The organism is Bradyrhizobium septentrionale (genome assembly GCF_011516645.4).
In the GTDB taxonomy this organism is placed as follows: Bacteria; Pseudomonadota; Alphaproteobacteria; order Rhizobiales; family Xanthobacteraceae; genus Bradyrhizobium; species Bradyrhizobium septentrionale.
On sequence record NZ_CP088285.1, the window covers coordinates 5,511,485 to 5,526,388 of the forward strand.

22 protein-coding genes and 1 pseudogene are annotated in these 14,904 nt (G+C 61.3%); 9 read left to right on the top strand and 14 right to left on the bottom strand.

Going from position 1 to position 14,904, the window contains the following annotated elements; all coding sequences use genetic code 11:
• Positions 1-511 precede the first annotated feature (511 nt).
• The 14 genes and pseudogenes from HAP48_RS50535 to HAP48_RS28125 all read right to left on the bottom strand — a co-directional run.
• Positions 512-835: pseudogene (locus tag HAP48_RS50535) on the bottom strand (transposase); the annotation flags it as partial.
• 201 nt (positions 836-1,036) lie between these two features.
• Positions 1,037-2,869 (bottom strand): alpha,alpha-trehalose-phosphate synthase (UDP-forming), encoded by a 1,833-nt coding sequence (locus HAP48_RS28065; protein WP_224496645.1) that lies wholly within the window; start codon positions 2,867-2,869, stop codon positions 1,037-1,039.
• A gap of 1,593 nt (positions 2,870-4,462) precedes the next feature.
• On the bottom strand, positions 4,463-4,708 hold the full coding sequence (locus HAP48_RS28070; RefSeq protein WP_224497086.1) for a helix-turn-helix transcriptional regulator: 246 nt from the start codon (positions 4,706-4,708) through the stop codon (positions 4,463-4,465).
• A gap of 88 nt (positions 4,709-4,796) precedes the next feature.
• Positions 4,797-5,447 (bottom strand): hypothetical protein, encoded by a 651-nt coding sequence (locus tag HAP48_RS28075; RefSeq protein ID WP_224496646.1) that lies wholly within the window; start codon positions 5,445-5,447, stop codon positions 4,797-4,799.
• A complete protein-coding gene (locus HAP48_RS28080) occupies positions 5,444-5,773 on the bottom strand; it encodes a DNA-directed RNA polymerase subunit alpha C-terminal domain-containing protein (RefSeq protein ID WP_166208443.1) in 330 nt (109 codons plus the stop codon). The genes HAP48_RS28075 and HAP48_RS28080 overlap by 4 nt, the downstream gene beginning before the upstream one ends.
• Positions 5,770-6,603 (bottom strand): hypothetical protein, encoded by an 834-nt coding sequence (locus tag HAP48_RS28085; protein WP_165125191.1) that lies wholly within the window; start codon positions 6,601-6,603, stop codon positions 5,770-5,772. Before HAP48_RS28085 ends, HAP48_RS28080 begins: the two co-directional genes overlap by 4 nt.
• Positions 6,604-6,655: 52 nt before the next feature.
• Positions 6,656-7,057, bottom strand: a complete 402-nt coding sequence (locus tag HAP48_RS28090) for a hypothetical protein (protein ID WP_166208440.1) — start codon at positions 7,055-7,057, stop codon at positions 6,656-6,658.
• Positions 7,058-7,096: 39 nt separating this feature from the next.
• Complete coding sequence (locus HAP48_RS28095) at positions 7,097-7,687, bottom strand: hypothetical protein (RefSeq protein ID WP_165125185.1); 591 nt, start codon at positions 7,685-7,687, stop codon at positions 7,097-7,099.
• The gene (locus tag HAP48_RS28100) at positions 7,684-7,845 is read right to left on the bottom strand and encodes a ribbon-helix-helix protein, CopG family (RefSeq protein WP_166208438.1); all 162 of its coding nucleotides are present in this window, start codon (positions 7,843-7,845) and stop codon (positions 7,684-7,686) included. Before HAP48_RS28100 ends, HAP48_RS28095 begins: the two co-directional genes overlap by 4 nt.
• 12 nt (positions 7,846-7,857) lie before the next feature.
• A complete protein-coding gene (locus HAP48_RS28105) occupies positions 7,858-8,070 on the bottom strand; it encodes a hypothetical protein (protein ID WP_165125179.1) in 213 nt (70 codons plus the stop codon).
• A complete protein-coding gene (locus HAP48_RS28110) occupies positions 8,067-8,414 on the bottom strand; it encodes a hypothetical protein (protein ID WP_166208436.1) in 348 nt (115 codons plus the stop codon). The genes HAP48_RS28105 and HAP48_RS28110 overlap by 4 nt, the downstream gene beginning before the upstream one ends.
• Before the next feature lie 171 nt (positions 8,415-8,585).
• Positions 8,586-9,020, bottom strand: a complete 435-nt coding sequence (locus tag HAP48_RS28115) for a hypothetical protein (protein ID WP_165125174.1) — start codon at positions 9,018-9,020, stop codon at positions 8,586-8,588.
• Positions 9,017-9,853 (bottom strand): ERF family protein, encoded by an 837-nt coding sequence (locus HAP48_RS28120; RefSeq protein WP_166208434.1) that lies wholly within the window; start codon positions 9,851-9,853, stop codon positions 9,017-9,019. Before HAP48_RS28120 ends, HAP48_RS28115 begins: the two co-directional genes overlap by 4 nt.
• Positions 9,850-10,635 carry a YqaJ viral recombinase family protein gene (locus HAP48_RS28125; protein ID WP_166208432.1) on the bottom strand — a complete coding sequence of 262 codons (786 nt, stop codon included), beginning with the start codon at positions 10,633-10,635 and terminating at the stop codon, positions 9,850-9,852. Before HAP48_RS28125 ends, HAP48_RS28120 begins: the two co-directional genes overlap by 4 nt.
• A gap of 379 nt (positions 10,636-11,014) precedes the next feature.
• On the opposite strand from HAP48_RS28125, the gene HAP48_RS28130 reads away from it, so the two are divergent.
• The 9 genes from HAP48_RS28130 to HAP48_RS28170 all read left to right on the top strand — a co-directional run bounded on the left by HAP48_RS28130 (position 11,015) and on the right by HAP48_RS28170 (position 14,658).
• Positions 11,015-11,266: a helix-turn-helix domain-containing protein gene (locus HAP48_RS28130; protein ID WP_166208430.1), complete on the top strand. Its 252-nt coding sequence runs from the start codon at positions 11,015-11,017 to the stop codon at positions 11,264-11,266.
• A 21-nt stretch (positions 11,267-11,287) separates the two neighbouring features.
• A complete protein-coding gene (locus HAP48_RS28135; protein WP_166208428.1) occupies positions 11,288-11,737 on the top strand; it encodes a VRR-NUC domain-containing protein in 450 nt (149 codons plus the stop codon).
• A complete protein-coding gene (locus HAP48_RS28140; protein ID WP_165125165.1) occupies positions 11,737-12,318 on the top strand; it encodes a class I SAM-dependent methyltransferase in 582 nt (193 codons plus the stop codon). The genes HAP48_RS28135 and HAP48_RS28140 overlap by 1 nt, the downstream gene beginning before the upstream one ends.
• A complete protein-coding gene (locus tag HAP48_RS28145; protein WP_165125164.1) occupies positions 12,315-12,917 on the top strand; it encodes a hypothetical protein in 603 nt (200 codons plus the stop codon). Before HAP48_RS28140 ends, HAP48_RS28145 begins: the two co-directional genes overlap by 4 nt.
• Complete coding sequence (locus HAP48_RS28150) at positions 12,907-13,401, top strand: hypothetical protein (protein WP_224496647.1); 495 nt, start codon at positions 12,907-12,909, stop codon at positions 13,399-13,401. Before HAP48_RS28145 ends, HAP48_RS28150 begins: the two co-directional genes overlap by 11 nt.
• Positions 13,370-13,621: a TSCPD domain-containing protein gene (locus HAP48_RS28155; RefSeq protein WP_165125162.1), complete on the top strand. Its 252-nt coding sequence runs from the start codon at positions 13,370-13,372 to the stop codon at positions 13,619-13,621. The genes HAP48_RS28150 and HAP48_RS28155 overlap by 32 nt, the downstream gene beginning before the upstream one ends.
• 56 nt (positions 13,622-13,677) lie before the next feature.
• Entirely contained in the window at positions 13,678-13,860 is a 183-nt protein-coding gene (locus HAP48_RS28160) for a hypothetical protein (protein WP_165125159.1), read from the top strand.
• The gene (locus tag HAP48_RS28165) at positions 13,857-14,132 is read left to right on the top strand and encodes a hypothetical protein (protein ID WP_234622332.1); all 276 of its coding nucleotides are present in this window, start codon (positions 13,857-13,859) and stop codon (positions 14,130-14,132) included. Before HAP48_RS28160 ends, HAP48_RS28165 begins: the two co-directional genes overlap by 4 nt.
• 259 nt (positions 14,133-14,391) lie before the next feature.
• Positions 14,392-14,658, top strand: coding sequence for a hypothetical protein (locus HAP48_RS28170; protein ID WP_234622333.1), 267 nt, complete (start codon positions 14,392-14,394; stop codon positions 14,656-14,658).
• Positions 14,659-14,904 lie beyond the last annotated feature (246 nt).

The window sequence follows — 14,904 nt, forward strand, 5'->3', positions numbered from 1 at the left end:
CATCCTTCGACTTCATGATGCGGCTTTCCGGATCGGTGAAGTTGCGTTGCGCCTTGGGATTGGGTTCCTCCGATGGCAGCGCCGCCGGTTTGCCCGGCTTCTTGCGGCCTTCGGCCTGGCGCTGCTGTTCCTTTTCGGCCTCGATGCGGCGCTCTTCCTCCGCCGCCAGTTTGGCGTCCGCTTCCAGCGCCGCCATCGCTTGCTGGATCTTCGCCAGCCGTTTCTGCTTGTCGACGGTCCAGTCCGGCAGTTCGTCGCTGTTGCCGAAAGTCTCATCCTCCGAGGCATCCGCCGCCTCGGCGGCCGCCAGCATGCGAGCGACCTCGGCCTTCAATTCCGCCTCGCGCTTCTTCATGCGCTCATAACTCATCGCCTTGTGTTTCGACGCGTTCGCCTTGATCTTCGTACCATCCAGCGCGACATGACCGAGCTTGACCAGCCCGGCCGTCTCGCACAACTTCAGAACCTGCACGAATAGCGCGCCGAGCGCCTTCAAATGTCGCTTGCGAAAGTCGCTGATCGGCCGAAAATCCGGCGCATCCAGCGCCACGATCATCACAAAATCGTTCCGCTCCCGGCAGGCCTTGGCAATCCGACGCGACGAATACAGCCCACTCGCATAGCTATGCAGCAGCAGCGCCACCATCATCCGCGGATCAAACGGCGGCTGCCCAAGCCCGCTCACATAGCTGCCCATGATCTCCCTGAGATCGAGGCTCTCCCGCACCAGATCAACCATAAACCGCGAGACATGGCCTTTCGGCACGAAGTCCTGCACATTCGGCGGCAGAAGCAGCGTCTGATCGATGTTCCAAGGCCGAAAATACTTGCTCATCGCCCAATGTTGAATTCAGACCCGACCAGATTTGAACAGCGACTATCCAGACAAGCTCCTAGCCCAGCTTATTCACGTTCCCGATCACCATGCGGGCCTGCGCGGCCCGCGAGAACCGCGTCAGCGCCCCAGATCTGGCTTGTTCCTCTGTCCTGCTACAGAAGCGCGTTCTCCCAATCAGTCATTCCCGGCACCGGGCTCTTATCCGCGACGACTGGCGAGCGAAGCTGTCGCCGCCGGCAGATCCCAGAGTCTGTCCTGCGTATGCTTCAGTGGAGCCGCTAACGCCTCAAAGGCCGACCTCACGTCTGCATAGGCGGCCTCCGAGGGATCGATCTCGTTGTAGGCGGTCAGCGCCTCGGCATAGTTCTGATACAGGGGCATTTGGGCCTCGTTGGTCCAGCCGAGACCGAGATACTGGAACTGATCAGCCGGAACCGTGACGCGGCCTTTGTCCAGTTCCCGAACGTAGTCCGCCGACCAGTCGTGGATGGTATAGGATTCAAGTTTGTCCATCATCGACCGCCAGCGCTTGACGCGCTCCTCAAGCGGCATGTGGGCCGCCTTGGAAATTGCGGCCGCGATCTCTTCTGGACGGTTCGGATCCACCAGCAGCGCCTCGTCCTCGTTGAAGTCTTCAGCCGCACCCGCATACTTCGATAGTACCAGAACGCCGGGATCCCTCGGATCTTGTGCAGCAACATACTCCTTAGCGACAAGATTCATTCCATCACGCAACGGTGTCACGACGCCGACATGCGCCGCGCGGTAGAGGCGCGCGAGTGCAGCCTGGCTGAATGAGTCATTCTTGTAGTGGATCGGACTCCACTCGTCTGTGCCATGCTCGGCATTAACGTGGTTGATCGCGCTCTCCACGTCGTCTTTATATTTTTGATACTCTTCGACGTCGGCGCGTGAAGACGGCGCTATCTGCAACAGCGAGATGCTGTGCGGCTCGGCCGCTAAAAGCTGATTGAAAGCTTCGACCCGTTTGTCGATACCTTTCGTGTAGTCGAGTCGGTCTACGCCGATCGCAAACTTCGCTCCCTCGAAATTCTGCAATAATGACGAGATTTTTTCTTGCTCTGCGGGCGAGAGGTCTGCCGCAAGATACCCTGCGAACTGCTTGGGATCGATACCGATTGGGAATTTTCGAAGTCGCGTCTGACCACGCTCGGAGGTCACGACGCCATCCTTGCTCTCCAGGCCGAAATGGGTCTGGAGACAGGCCAGGAAATTGTTCAGATCCCGGTTCGTCTGAAAGCCGAGCAGATCGTACTTCAGCATCGACGTCATCAGTTCGCGATGGTGTGGTACGCGCTCTATCATGTCAGGCGCCGGCCATGGCGTATGTAGGAAAAAGCCGGTTGGCCGCTCAATGCCGAGCTTATGCAGATCGGCACCGAGCGGAAGCAAATGATAATCATGCACCCAGAATGCGTCCCGATCCCGCAAATCGAACGCCGCACGTGCCATAAAGTCGTTGATCTTTCGATAGCTGCCATAATCCTCTTCCGAGCCCGACATCCGGTCCGGTAGGGAGTGCAATGCCGGCCACAACGTCGAATTCGAAAAACCTCGATAATAGCCAGGATAGTCGGCGGCGGGCAGATCGAGCCTCGCCACATCGCCTGCACCGGTCTTCACGAGCGGGAGGGGCTGCTCGGTCCCGTCGCCGCGCTTCTCCGAGGAGCCCATCCAGACCGCGCCGGAACGTTCCACAACCGGCTCGAGGGCCGCGGCAAGCCCGCCGGTCTGGGGCTTATTGGGGTCGAAGGGCGCGACGCGGTTCGAAACGACAACAAGCTTCATGTCGGGTTGCTGGTTTACCGTATCGAGGCGATCCTCCACGTCAACCGAGACAACAGCATGGGAAGGACCTGCATCGGCTTGTTGCTCCCGCTCAAAGCTCGCTTGATGCGGGGGCGAGTGTACTTGTGAGTTGGCCTGTGCGCTCACTTCTTTCGACTGTTCCTGCAGCAGGATACTGTAAGACTCCATAAAGCTTTCTGTGTGCCATGGGTCGATATTCATCGCGTTGCCTCGTTGAGTAGCCTCTCTTAGTGCTTTGTATCTAATAATACTTTGATATCTAACCCAGCTTTCGAGAAGCTGACGAGCCCCGCCGTCGGCTACAGCGACAACCACCATACCCTTTTAGTAGAAGGAAAAAAAAACGGCCCCAGAGCGGTACGAGCCGGGGCCGTTGGGGTATTTGTGTATCTAAACATTTCCAGCTGACATCAGGCTTACGCCATCCCGAAAACTTTCGTTCACCCACGGTGAAATCCCAGATTGCGCTCGGCTATAGGGCGGGCCGCATTGGCCCGGGGCATGGCTATTCGTTCTCGACCCGAGCGTTCCTTGCGCTAATGCGGCACCGGCTTTCTCACCCTGCCAGACCCCAAGCTTCCGCAGGCTTCCAATCTCGACTGACGCGGGACCGGTCATGTGGCCCCAGCAATCGCCGGTCGGCCGGATCAGGCTGGCGACCGAGCGAAGCCCGGCGTTTCGGACCTCTGGCTTGAAGGATGGAGGAGCATGCGCCTGGTGCCGACCGCGATCCGTTCGGCCGGCTGCCCCCTAGAGTAGGTAGGAGCCCGATCCAATGTTGATGCAGTAACGTCAGCCGCCGTTAGCCTTTCGGGCTGGAACTCCCATGGAGCATCAGGAATCTGTCGATGTCTGAAAAGACTACTACTAACTTGCGCGCCGCAGTTAAGAGGCGCATTGCCCAGATCGAAGGTATGACACTAGTCGAGATTCAACGGGTCATGATGGATTGTATGTCCGAGCGGTCTGCTGGCAGGATGACGGCATGTGAGGGCAATGCGTTGCGCCACGCGCAGAACAAACGGGTCGGCATTCTCGGACGAGACCTTGTCGCCACGCGGGAGAGCTAAAGCGCAGTGAGAGGCCGCGATCCCGAAGCCGCGACGCCCAAAGAAAGAACTCGCCGGCATGGAGACACAAATACAGGAGCGGAACCCCGCTCGCGTCAAGGACAAGAGGTGCGTGGCATGTTCGAACAACCACACTTCCGTTCTTATTCAACCCCGACTCGCATTTGTATTGGCCTTGCGGTCTTAAGTGCCGTCCTGCTGGTCGGGATAATAGTGACGCACGTCGGGCCGTAAGGCTGCTCCCCGTATCCTCACTTGGTTGATTGGGGATTTGCTGTGATGCCGTTCTGCCGCTGAAGACGAATAAGAGTGAGCCATGACTCGCCGCATTACCTGCATTATCAAGCTGCCTAACTAGCAACTTCTGCAGCAACAGCTTGGCATCCAACGGAATCGAGAGATCGGTGCGGCTAGGGGTGCGCAATACCACTAAGGGCGAAAAGGCATATATTTCGCGGTTGCGAGCAAGTTGCCGACCCTTGGCGTTCGGTTCTCGGCTGGTGTTGTGTAACCCGGGCACCCGCACGGCCGCAGCCCACGCACGGACCGGCCAACATCATGCCGAGGACGCGAGATACAACCGCGCATCGTGATGCTTGCCTTGTGGCTGAGGACCGCTGTCAAACCGGGACTTCCTCCTTGGGGGCCGCACGTCCGCGCTTCCGCCAAGTGCAGACATTGGTCGGGGAGGGTCGTCCGTTGGTCAAGCTGCGCAAATCCTGCTTTAGCCCTCCTGGCCAGCTTTGGCCCTCCGCTCGGCCCGCTTGCGGCGGCTTTCGGCTGGCAGGCTTCCCTGCCATAGCTCGATCTCATCTTCATACCAGACCAGTTTTTTCGGGCTGATGTAATGCGCGCTTGGAAACTCCTCGTTCTTGACCATGCGCTTCAGCGTTGACTTGCCGACCGGCACCAGCTCCAGCACCTGATCCATCGTGAGCATCCGCCGCGCTCCCTTCTTTACGTCGTCCATTTCCAGCACCTCGCGCTCCTTTCCCTCTGCGCTCTCTACGTGCCCCAGGCGACTGCTTTTCCTCCCTCACTGCAAAAGACTCATCAGCTTATGCAGGCACCAGCTCCATTGCCTTGCCGTACATCGTCTGCAGCTCGGCGACGGCATCAGGCCCGTCGCGCTCGGCCATCTCGCGCAGGACCGGCAGGCCGCTATCGATGCTGGCGATCACTTCGGCGCGGGTCGCGGCGCGGCCCTCGGCGAAGAACTCGACGCGCTCGGGATCGCCGACATTGAACAGCGCGCCACCGTGACCATCCTTGAAGATCGTGTAGCGCAGCGTCGTCCAGATCAGCGTCACGCCCGGATTCCTGCGTAGCATCAGGCCAGCAGGTTCAAGATGCTCGGGCACGTCCTTCTCGTTGCGGCGCATCTTCGGCTGCGTCAGGAATGGGCAGGCCCGCACCGCATAGAGCGCGCAGTCCCGATGGCTCGGCGGCTCGGCGCTGACGCGATTGACGGCGCACATCGGACCGATCACGAAGCACATGAACTTACCGAGCGGCTCGCCGCAAAGCCAGCAGCGCTTGTGCCGCACGCAGATCACCATCTTCTCGCCATCGAAGCCGCGAAACTCGGACTCGCCGTTGACGTAGGGCACGAAGTACGGCACCGGGAATCCCTGATCGTTGACCGGCAAATGCCGCATCCGATCCGGCAGCTCAAGATGCCGGATGCGCTGGTTCAGCTCGCGCCTCATCGCTCACCGCCATTGCTCTGCCGGTCGAGCGCTCGCAACAGCGTGATGATCTGCTCAAATCCCAGCTTGCCGATGCCATCCAGCTTGCGCAGCCGGTGCGGCCCCGCCGCCTTCAGCTGCTCGATGGTCGTGATGCCAGCGTTATCGAGCACGTGCAGCACGCGGGTCGGCAGCTCCAGCTCGTTGCGCTGCTCCAGTGCTTCTTCCTTCCACCATGCACCGCTGGCGGTGGCGCGCTCAGCGAGTGCCGACAATGGCGTGGCGGTGGTGCTCTGCTCGCTCATGGTTTCCTCCATTTCAGTGATCCACATATGGTTGCCGGTCACGGCTGCATCTTGCTGCGCATGCGCTCTTCCCACTCTGCAGCCGTGCGCGGCAACCCGACTCGCTCGGTGGGGCACTCCTGCTCATTGAGCAGCAGCGTTTCGAGGCGCTTGAACATATCGAACAGCTCGGCATTGCCGCCCATGTCGGGATGCAGCCGCGCAAGAATCTTGACGTAGGTGCGGCGATCCATCAGACCCTTGCGAGAAACGATGACGCGATCAGCCAGTGCCTCGCGCTCCTTCAGGCGCGGCCAGATATTTTCGAGCAGCTGCTGATACCGCTCCGTGACGCGGCACTCAAAGTCTGCCTCCAGCTGGCGCGAGAGACTGGCAAGCCTTTTCTGCTCTGCCAGCGCGCTGGGATCAGCCGCTTCGGCCTTCGCCTCGCGGCGCACCTGCTCGCGCTCAATGATATGACGCACCTGCCGCTTGCCGATCCCGGTTTGCTTGGCGATCTCGGCGCTGGTCTTGTCTTGATCGGCGAGCGCGATTACGACCGGCTCGGCATAGTGCCGCTTCGGCGCGTGATACCGCTTACTCGTCGGCGTTTTGCGCGCCTTGCCGTCCTTGCCGGTGCGCTTTCCAACTGTCCCATCTGGTACAGTTGCTCTCTTACGCGCTCTGCTGACCGTCATGGTGCCGACGCCGAGATCAGCGGCGATGGCGCGGTCGGATTTTTCCGGGTGAGCCTTGACCGCTTCCTCTGCTCGGTCTCCCGGCGATACGTAAGGTGCCCCGCATCGGCAGCTGCCTTCGCCGGGAGCACCACATGCAGAGCAGATCAGTTTGGCGCGGATCGGCAGCGGGACTACTCTCTCGGAATTGCTCATTTGCCCTCTGGAAGGTTGGCCGGGGTATAGATCACCCCGGCCCCTTTTGCTGTCACTCGGCGGCTTGGGCCCGTACCTGATCCCGCTCGTCGCGGAGGCGGCGGCGCTCTTCGCTCAATTCGTTTCGAGTGCAGTGATGATCACGCTGCAGCTTGCGGAACGCCTTGAGATATTCCTCCATGTTCCGCGATGCGATCTCGGGCTGGTCTGCGACAGCATCTCGCAACAGGCGTGATGCCTCGAAGTCGTCAAACTTGCAGCGGCCCTCGACCGAGTCCTCATCATCGCCTGCTGAGATCAGCGCAAGAAACGTTTCGTTCTCCAGCGCCAGCTTCCTGAAAACCGGCAGGAGCTGATGGTACAGCTTTGGTTGCGCCTGCTGCTTCGCGCGGGCGACCCAACCTGCAGCAGTCGTCGGCAGGGTTGAGTGGAGTTTAGCAATATCTCCAGTCATTCTGGTTCTCCCTTCCTTGGTTATGTCCCAGCCCTGATTTCACTCACCGCCATAGAGCCGTCTGCGATCCGCCAGGCGCAGCTGCTGCTCGTTTTCCAGCTTCTTTTCGATCTCGCCGAAGTCGAGCTGCCGCATCGATTCCTCGATGGGCGCAAGGCTCTCCAAGAACATCTTCGCATCGGCCGACAGCAGGCCCATGCCAATCACCTGCGTGCGCAGATCGAGCGCTTGCTTCTCAATCTTGGTGATCGCCGCCTTGGTCATCGCGTCGATGGATGACTTGGCCACGCGGCGCAGCTCGGCGCGACGGCTTGACAGCATATTCTCGCCGCGCCCCTGCCAGCTCGCACTGATCGACGGCGCGAATGTCGGCGGGATGCCGAGCGCCTTGCATCGCTTGGCGATGGTGGCCTGCGATTCCTGCACCACGCGCTGCGCTTCCTGCGTCGCCTTTTGCCAGACTTCGTCCTGATCGAAGGTGTAGACCGTCGCCATCTGCCGCTCGAAATCGGCCATGCAGGCCGCCGCCTGCTCCTCGGCATGCGCCCGCAGCACCTTGGTGCGGTCCTTGATGATCATCGAGAGGTCGTGGGTCTCGTGGCGGCTCAGCTTGCGCGGCTCTTCGGTCATTTGGCCCGCTCCGTGGCGAGGGTGGCGTTGCCCTTGTCGAGATACGCCCTGATGATCCGGCGCAGCAGCTCGGGCCGCTTGATCCTGCTCAGCGTCGCGAGCAGCTCCAGCTGCTCATAGTCGTGGTCATCGAGCGCGGCGACAATCTTCCGCCTCATGGACTCGACCTCTCATGGTTGCGCCAGCAGCCGTTTGGCGTTGGCGATTTGCGCTTTGCTGGCCTTGCCGGCCGCCAAGGCCTGCAGGGCTGCGCGCAGCTTCAGTAGCTGCTGCGCGTCCTTGATCTCGATCAGCGCGATCAGGCGCGGATTCCTTTCGGCGGCCAGCCGCTCAAGGCAGTGCCAGACGCTCATCTTCTTCTTGATCGTGCTGCCGCGCCTCATGCCGCGCGATCCTCGCCCAGCTTGTCGATCTCTTGCGCCAATTTGGAATTGACCTCGTCGCCGCGCGCAGCTTCAGCCCGCGCCGCAGCGCCGAGCACATGCAGGACGGTGATGTCATGCCTGAGTTTGGCCGCGCGTTCGAGCACGAGCTGTTCGACCGCCTTGTTGTTTTGCCGGGAATGTTCAAGCTGGCTGACCCAATCGGTGGCCAGCTGATCGACGGACTTGATCATCTGATCGTGCGATTGCTGATCGAAGGGCTGTATCTTTGCCTTGACCAGCTCCTGCACGCGGAGCGACGGCTCATCGGCGCGTGCCGCCAGCCGCTCCAGGTCGCGCAGCATCAGCTCGGCGGTCTCTTCGCTGGGATCATGCTGGACGCCATTCATCTCCGTCATCGAGGTCTCCTCCGTTGGGTTTTGGTTTTCGATCCTTCGGCCCGCCGCCCTCTCAGGGCTGGGGCGCAGTGTTAGGACGGCGAGCCTTCGGACCAACCGCAGCCGCGCGTGATACGGTCACGCAGGCTGCAGCGATAGCATTGCCGCCAAGCGATCCTTCTCGGCAGGGTCGGCAATTCGTGCGAGCAGTTTCGTGTTGATCACTTCCTTCGCCTCATCCCAGAACTCGTGCAGTTCGTGATCCTTCATGTTCCTGCGCGACATCGAATTGATGGCGACCACCTCGCGGCCCAGCAGCTCGCCGAGCAGTTGGAAATTGCCGGTCGCGACCAGCAGCTCGGCGCGCACTCGCTCTGGTGTGGTGCGCAGCGCCTTGGCCAGATCGTTGATGGTGGCCATGATGCGGCGGTGCTCGATCATGTCCCGGTCATGCAGAGCCTCGATCTCGATCACCTGCGTGGTGATCGGCTCGCCGCTGGTCTGGCTTCGATGAAACTCCCGCGCTGCGGCGTCGAACGGTTCAAGGCCAACAGGCGTCAGCACCCACCTCATTTTGTCAGCTCCTCATGCTTGGCTTCGATGTTCTTTTCGAACAGGCGGAATAGCTGCGGCTTCGTCTCCTTCAGCTTCAGCAGCAAGTCCTGATTCAGCAGCCGCCACTCGTCCCACTCGGCGATGCTCCTGCAGTGTTTGAGATAGCGCTGCAGCGGCTCGATGAAGGCGGCCCACGTCTGGCCCTCGTGCATTTCCAGCCTGAAGGGATCGACGTGGTCCACGACCTCGCCAGTGTGCGGATCGGTCAGCTCATCCATCGAGCGCGGCGCTGGCGCTGGCGCTGGCGGGCGATAAGAGCCGCCAGCGCGGTTGCCGTCGTCGTCATCGCCGATGGCAAGATTGAACATCATGATCTCCAGTGCACGCTTGCCGTAGGAGATCGCGGACATCGTCGCGTGCGTGCGGGTCATCATGTCCTGCCCGCGAATGCCCTGCGTGACGATGGGCATGTCTACCTGGAAGCGGCGCTGGGCCATCCCGTTCGACAGCATCCCGACGACCCGGATCACGTTCGGCTCGCCCATCGGCTCGGTGTTGAACTGGATGCCAAAGCCGTGGCCGGTATAGATCGGACGAATTTCGCCATCGAGCCGCGCGAAGGTGGCATAGCGCGACTTGGTTTGCGGATTGTTGGCGTTGGTCGAGATCACGCTCATCTCGGCTTCGGCCTTCGACAGCGCCTCGTTGAACAGCTGATCGGCACTTCGCTGCTGGCTGGCCTCCTGCATCGCGACCAAGCGCTCCAGCTTGTCCACGTCGAAATTCGGGTCCATCGCGGCGCGTTCGATCACGCTGTGATAGTCCCTCGTGGCTTGCAGCTGATTGTTCATGCGGCTCTCCTCGTGATCGACAGCACGCCTTTGCGGCTGCGGGTGATCTGGAAGTCGCCAGCGAAGACCTTGCCGACATCATCGGGGACGAGATCGCGGGCGGCCTTGCCCATCTCATCGTGCAGCTTGGCGGCGGCGGCCGTGCTGTCATATTCGGCAAGATAGAGCAGCAGCTCGCTGCTCCAGTTGGTCGGCTCGGCGATGATATCGAGCGTGCGCCAGCGCTCGGGCGGCGGCGGCGCTGGCGGGATCGGATAAGGCGGCGTCAGGGTGCGTAAGCAGTTCAGGAAGATGCCCGCGCGCCGCATCAGCTCGACGGCGTAATCGGCATCATGTGCCATCTCGAAGTCGATAGGCTCGTTGGTGCCCTGTGCGACAACCAGCACGACTTTGCTGGCCCCGGTGCAGAGCCGCTGCAGCATGGTCTGCGGATAGTATGCGGGGAGATACTCGTCCCTGTGCCGCTGCGGCGACAGAAACTTCACCTCGATGATGGCGTCATCGGCGGCGCGATAGCCGTCCAGCTTGGCGCATACGTCCGCGATCTCGGGATGGTAAACCACTTCGCCGCGCCGCGTGATCGGGCTGCTCTGTTCTTCGAGCCAGTCAAGCACGAGGGCTTCCATATGAGCGCCAGCTCGCATCGCCCAGTTCGGCGGATCAGGCGAATCGAGCGCGGCCCTCATGCGATAATGCGTGATCCAGTCGGCTTCGCTGCCATGCATCACCACATTGGCGCTGGTGCCAGTGAAGCGGCCGATCTGGTAGTCGAACTCAGACATAGGGACGCCTCCCCGCAAGTGCAGGTTGAGGTACGCTATAAGCCGGATGGCTTCCGTGTTGTGCGCCGCAGGCTGTTGCTCTGCGATTGGATTATAGTTTTTGTCCTCCCACCTGCTGCGGCGTCCCGTATCGACGTGCAGCGAGGTTCAGCGCATTGTGATTTCGCGCAGAAAAATGTGTAGCGTCAAGAGGCAGCCGCGATTCTTTTCGAGCGCGGCGCTGTCACTTTTCGCATACAAAAAAATAGTTTGCGGCGACCTGAGCTGATGTGGACCTAGCTGAACTTATCTGGCCTCAGCCTTGCGCTCGCGTGCGGCCAATGAAGACCGGCTCGCGCATTTGACTGAAATATAATGTGAAGCCCAGCATGCCGCCATCATGACGCGGCCTCTACAACCACTCTGGTCATTCAACGATGTTGTCGATGCGCTCGGCGGCCCTGTGGCTGTCGGTCGCATCGCCGGCCAGACGTGCGCCGCTGTCTGCAATTGGCGCAGGTATCGCGGACTCTTCCCGAGCAAATATTATTTTTGTATGCGCGCCGCGCTCGCGGACGAAGGCTACTTTGCGCCGATCTCGCTCTGGGGCTTCTACGGCACAACGGAAAACAACAACGAACAGGCCGCTTGATGAAGCGCGGAGGGAGCCGCCATGCGCCAACTATCGCTGTTCAAGGGCAAGAGGCAACGAGGCATCGCGCCGCCGCCGCCGCTGGAGTTCGCAACGCACGCTACGCTCGCTGACATCTGCAAGCGCTGGATTAACCCGCATTGGAAGTTCACGCACTTGCCGATCGGCGAAGCGCGCGAGCATCGCGTTGATCCACGCACCGGCAGGCGATACTCGCTGAGCGGTCAGCGACTGCAGCGCATGGGCGCGATGCCAGGCTGGCCGGATTTTATTTTCGTCGGCCCCAACGCGCACGTGTTCTGGCTGGAGCTGAAGCGCTTCAAGACGGGGCGCGTGTCGGAAGATCAGAGTGAAGTGCTGGCGCATCTCGTCGCCTGTGGCTTCGCGGTGCTCGTCACCAGCTCGCTCGATGATGCCGTCGCCACCCTGAAGCAAGCCGGAATCTTGCGCTCGAGGTTCGAGGTGCAGTGATGGTGGCGCTCTCGACGCAATCGAAGGCGCATCCGCGCGCTGTGCGCGGGCGCGATCTCTATGAGACCCCATCGGTTGCCGTTTATGCCCTGCTGAGCGTCGAGAAATTGCCGCGCCGCATCTGGGAGCCCGCAGACGGCAACGGTGCGATCAGCCGCGTGCTGCGCCGAGCTGGCCATCGCGTAGCGACCAGCGACATCGCGCGAGGCCGCGACTTCCTGATCAGCGAGCGCATGCCGAAGCTGACGCGCGGCATCGTGACGAATCCGCCATTCCAGATCGCAGCGCGCTTCGCCGCGCATGCCATCGAGCTGAGCCCTTACGTCGCTATGCTGATGCGGCTCGGCTTCCTTGAGGCTGGCCATCCCTGCCACGCAGCTGGCCGAGCACGGATGTTCTGTCTCGATGAGCAGCCGCCCGCGCGAGTCTACGTCTTCCGCCAGCGCCTGCCGATGATGCATCGGGCTGGCTGGAAGGGCCGCCGCGCCGTGAGCGCGATGGCCTTCTGCTGGATCGTCTGGGATCGCCGCCATCGAGGGCCGACGCTGCTCTCGCGCATTTCGTGGGAGGGGCGAGCATGACGCAGTTGGCGAAATACGATGCGATGTGCCGCGCAATCGGTGCCGCTTACAAGGTCGATGAAGTCAAAGCGATCCGCGACAGGGCGGTGGCGCTAGAGCACTATTCGCGCCAGGCGCACAACACCGAGGCTGAGCGACAGGCCTGCGAAATACGCCTGCGCGCCGAGCGCAAAGCTGGCGAGTTGCTGCGCAAGCTGCCGAAGGCGAAGGGCGGCCAGCCCAGCAAAAAGAACCGCTACCCCGAGGGCAGCAGTTCTTTGAAAGCCAACGGCATCACCCACAAGCAGTCCGCCAACTGGCAAAAGCTGGCGGCGATTCCCGAGAAGCAATTCGAGGCTGCGCTGACCGATCAGACGCAGATGCCGACCACCAACGGCATCATCCGCGCCACCGAGCCGCCGAAGATCACGCCAGTCGCCAAGGAAGCGCTGTGGTTATGGGGTCGGCTGATGGATTTCGCCCGCGACGATGGGCTGCTGCACCGCCATCCGGAAGACATTCTCGAAACCATGACGCCCGACATGCTGGACGATGTTCACACCCTCGCGCCGCGCGTCGCTGCGTGGCTCAAACGAATAGGAGCAACCGATGGCACCTGAGGCGCAAGTACTGATCAACATTATCGTCCGCATCATCGACCAACGCCGCAGCGAGACTAGCATCAGCCCGAGCTGGGTTGCGACCGAGGCGATGCTTGAACTTGATCCGAAGAAAGTAGCGCCGATGCTTGTGCAGCTGGGTTGCCATCTGGAGCTGCGCCAGATTGCCCGCTCAGTGTTGCGCGATCTTTTCGAGGACGGCGGCAAGGCGAGCGACGACGACGATGAGGGATCACGTCAGCATGCGCTGTTTCCAGACCTGCAGTGGCGTTACCCGAAAGTGCGTACCGCGGGAAAAAATGAAGAGCCTGTCTATGTGAGGCTCGAAGAGCTGTCTGCTGCCGATATCGCCTTCAATGTCGCCCGCCTTCGCAGCGAGGCATTGGCCAAGCTGGCCCATGCCGATGCACTGGAGCGATACGGTCGCGTGGTCCGCAAGAAGGGAGGGCCGCATGCAGCGCCGCATCCTGCCGCAGCGCCGTAGCTGCGAGACTTTCGAGATCAGCTTCGGCGGTCTCGCCAAGAGCCACACCATCACGCTCGGCTTCTACGATGACGGCGCGCTTGGTGAGGTCTTCATCAACGGCGGCAAATCCGGCGAGCAAGTCGAAGCGATAGCGCGCGACGGCGCTGTGCTGCTCAGCCTTGGCACTGCAGTACGGGGCCGAGCTGGCCAACATCAGGAGCGCGATCACGCGCGATAGCAAGGCGCGTCGACATCGGTCGTCGGCGCGGTCGTCGATCAGCTGGAGGGCGACGCATGATCACTGCCCACGACAAGCTGCAATGCGCCGAACGCGAGCTGAAATATCGCCGCCGAATTTATCTGCGGCTGGTCGAGCGCGGCAAGATCGCGCAAGCGCTGGCGAATCGCGAGCTGGAGCTGATGGACGCCATTGCCGAGGACTATCGCAAGCAGGTCGCGCAGGAACGGCTGGTGTGACTGCTTACTACAACGAGATCGATGCCTATGCCGCAGGATGGCTGCGCAATCTCATCAACGAACGGCTCATCGCCGACGGCGAAGTCGATACACGATCAATTGTCGATGTTCGACCTGCCGACCTTGCCGGATTCGACCAATGCCATTTCTTCGCAGGCATCGGCGGATGGTCGCTCGCCCTGCGAGGAGCGCGATGGCCTGACGCTCGACCTGTTTGGACAGGAAGTTGCCCCTGCCAGCCGTTCTCGCTCATCGGCAAGCAGGCTGGATAGGCAGACCCACGGCACCTTTGGCCGACTTGGGCTCGGCTCATCGGCGAGCGACGACCTGCAACGGTCTTTGGCGAACAACTTGCGACCGCTCCTCGCTGGCTCCGACTTGTGCGAGGTGATCTGGAAGCGCTGGGTTACGCCGTGGGGGCGCTCCCTGTCGAGGCCGCATGCGCGGGTGCGGAGCAGCTGCGCGACCGATACTGGTTCGTGGGCCTTCTGGTCAACGGCATCGAGCAGAGACTGGAAGGATACACCGGGCATGTCGATCAAGCGCGAGCGGAATCGCAAGCGGCTCGATCAATTGCCCCGGCAAGTGTTCAATTCGGGAGTGATCAGTTCGATCTCGCGCACTGTCGCATCGACGGGAAAGTGCGGCGCGTTAAATCCGGACTTCGTCTCGTGGCTGATGGGATTCCCGCCCGCGTGGATAAGCTGCGCGCCCTCGGTAACGCCATTGATCACCGACCAGCGAGCGCTTTCATCCGCGCTGCCATGCAAGCAATTGGGGGTGAGCCATGACAGCTGAACAGCTCGCCCAGGCGCTCGGGGCCGTGCGATCCGGCAGGCAATGGAAGTGCCGCTGCGTCGCGCATGAGGATCGCAACCCGAGCATGATCATCTTCGATGGCCACGAGAGCGTGCAGGTCCGATGCTTGGCGGGCTGCGAACCCGTAGACATAATTGTTGTGCTTCGCTCGCGCGGGCTTTGGTCTTCATCGGATCGGTCTGAACCTCATCGAGAACAAAAACCAGTGTCACGTGAAACGCTTAG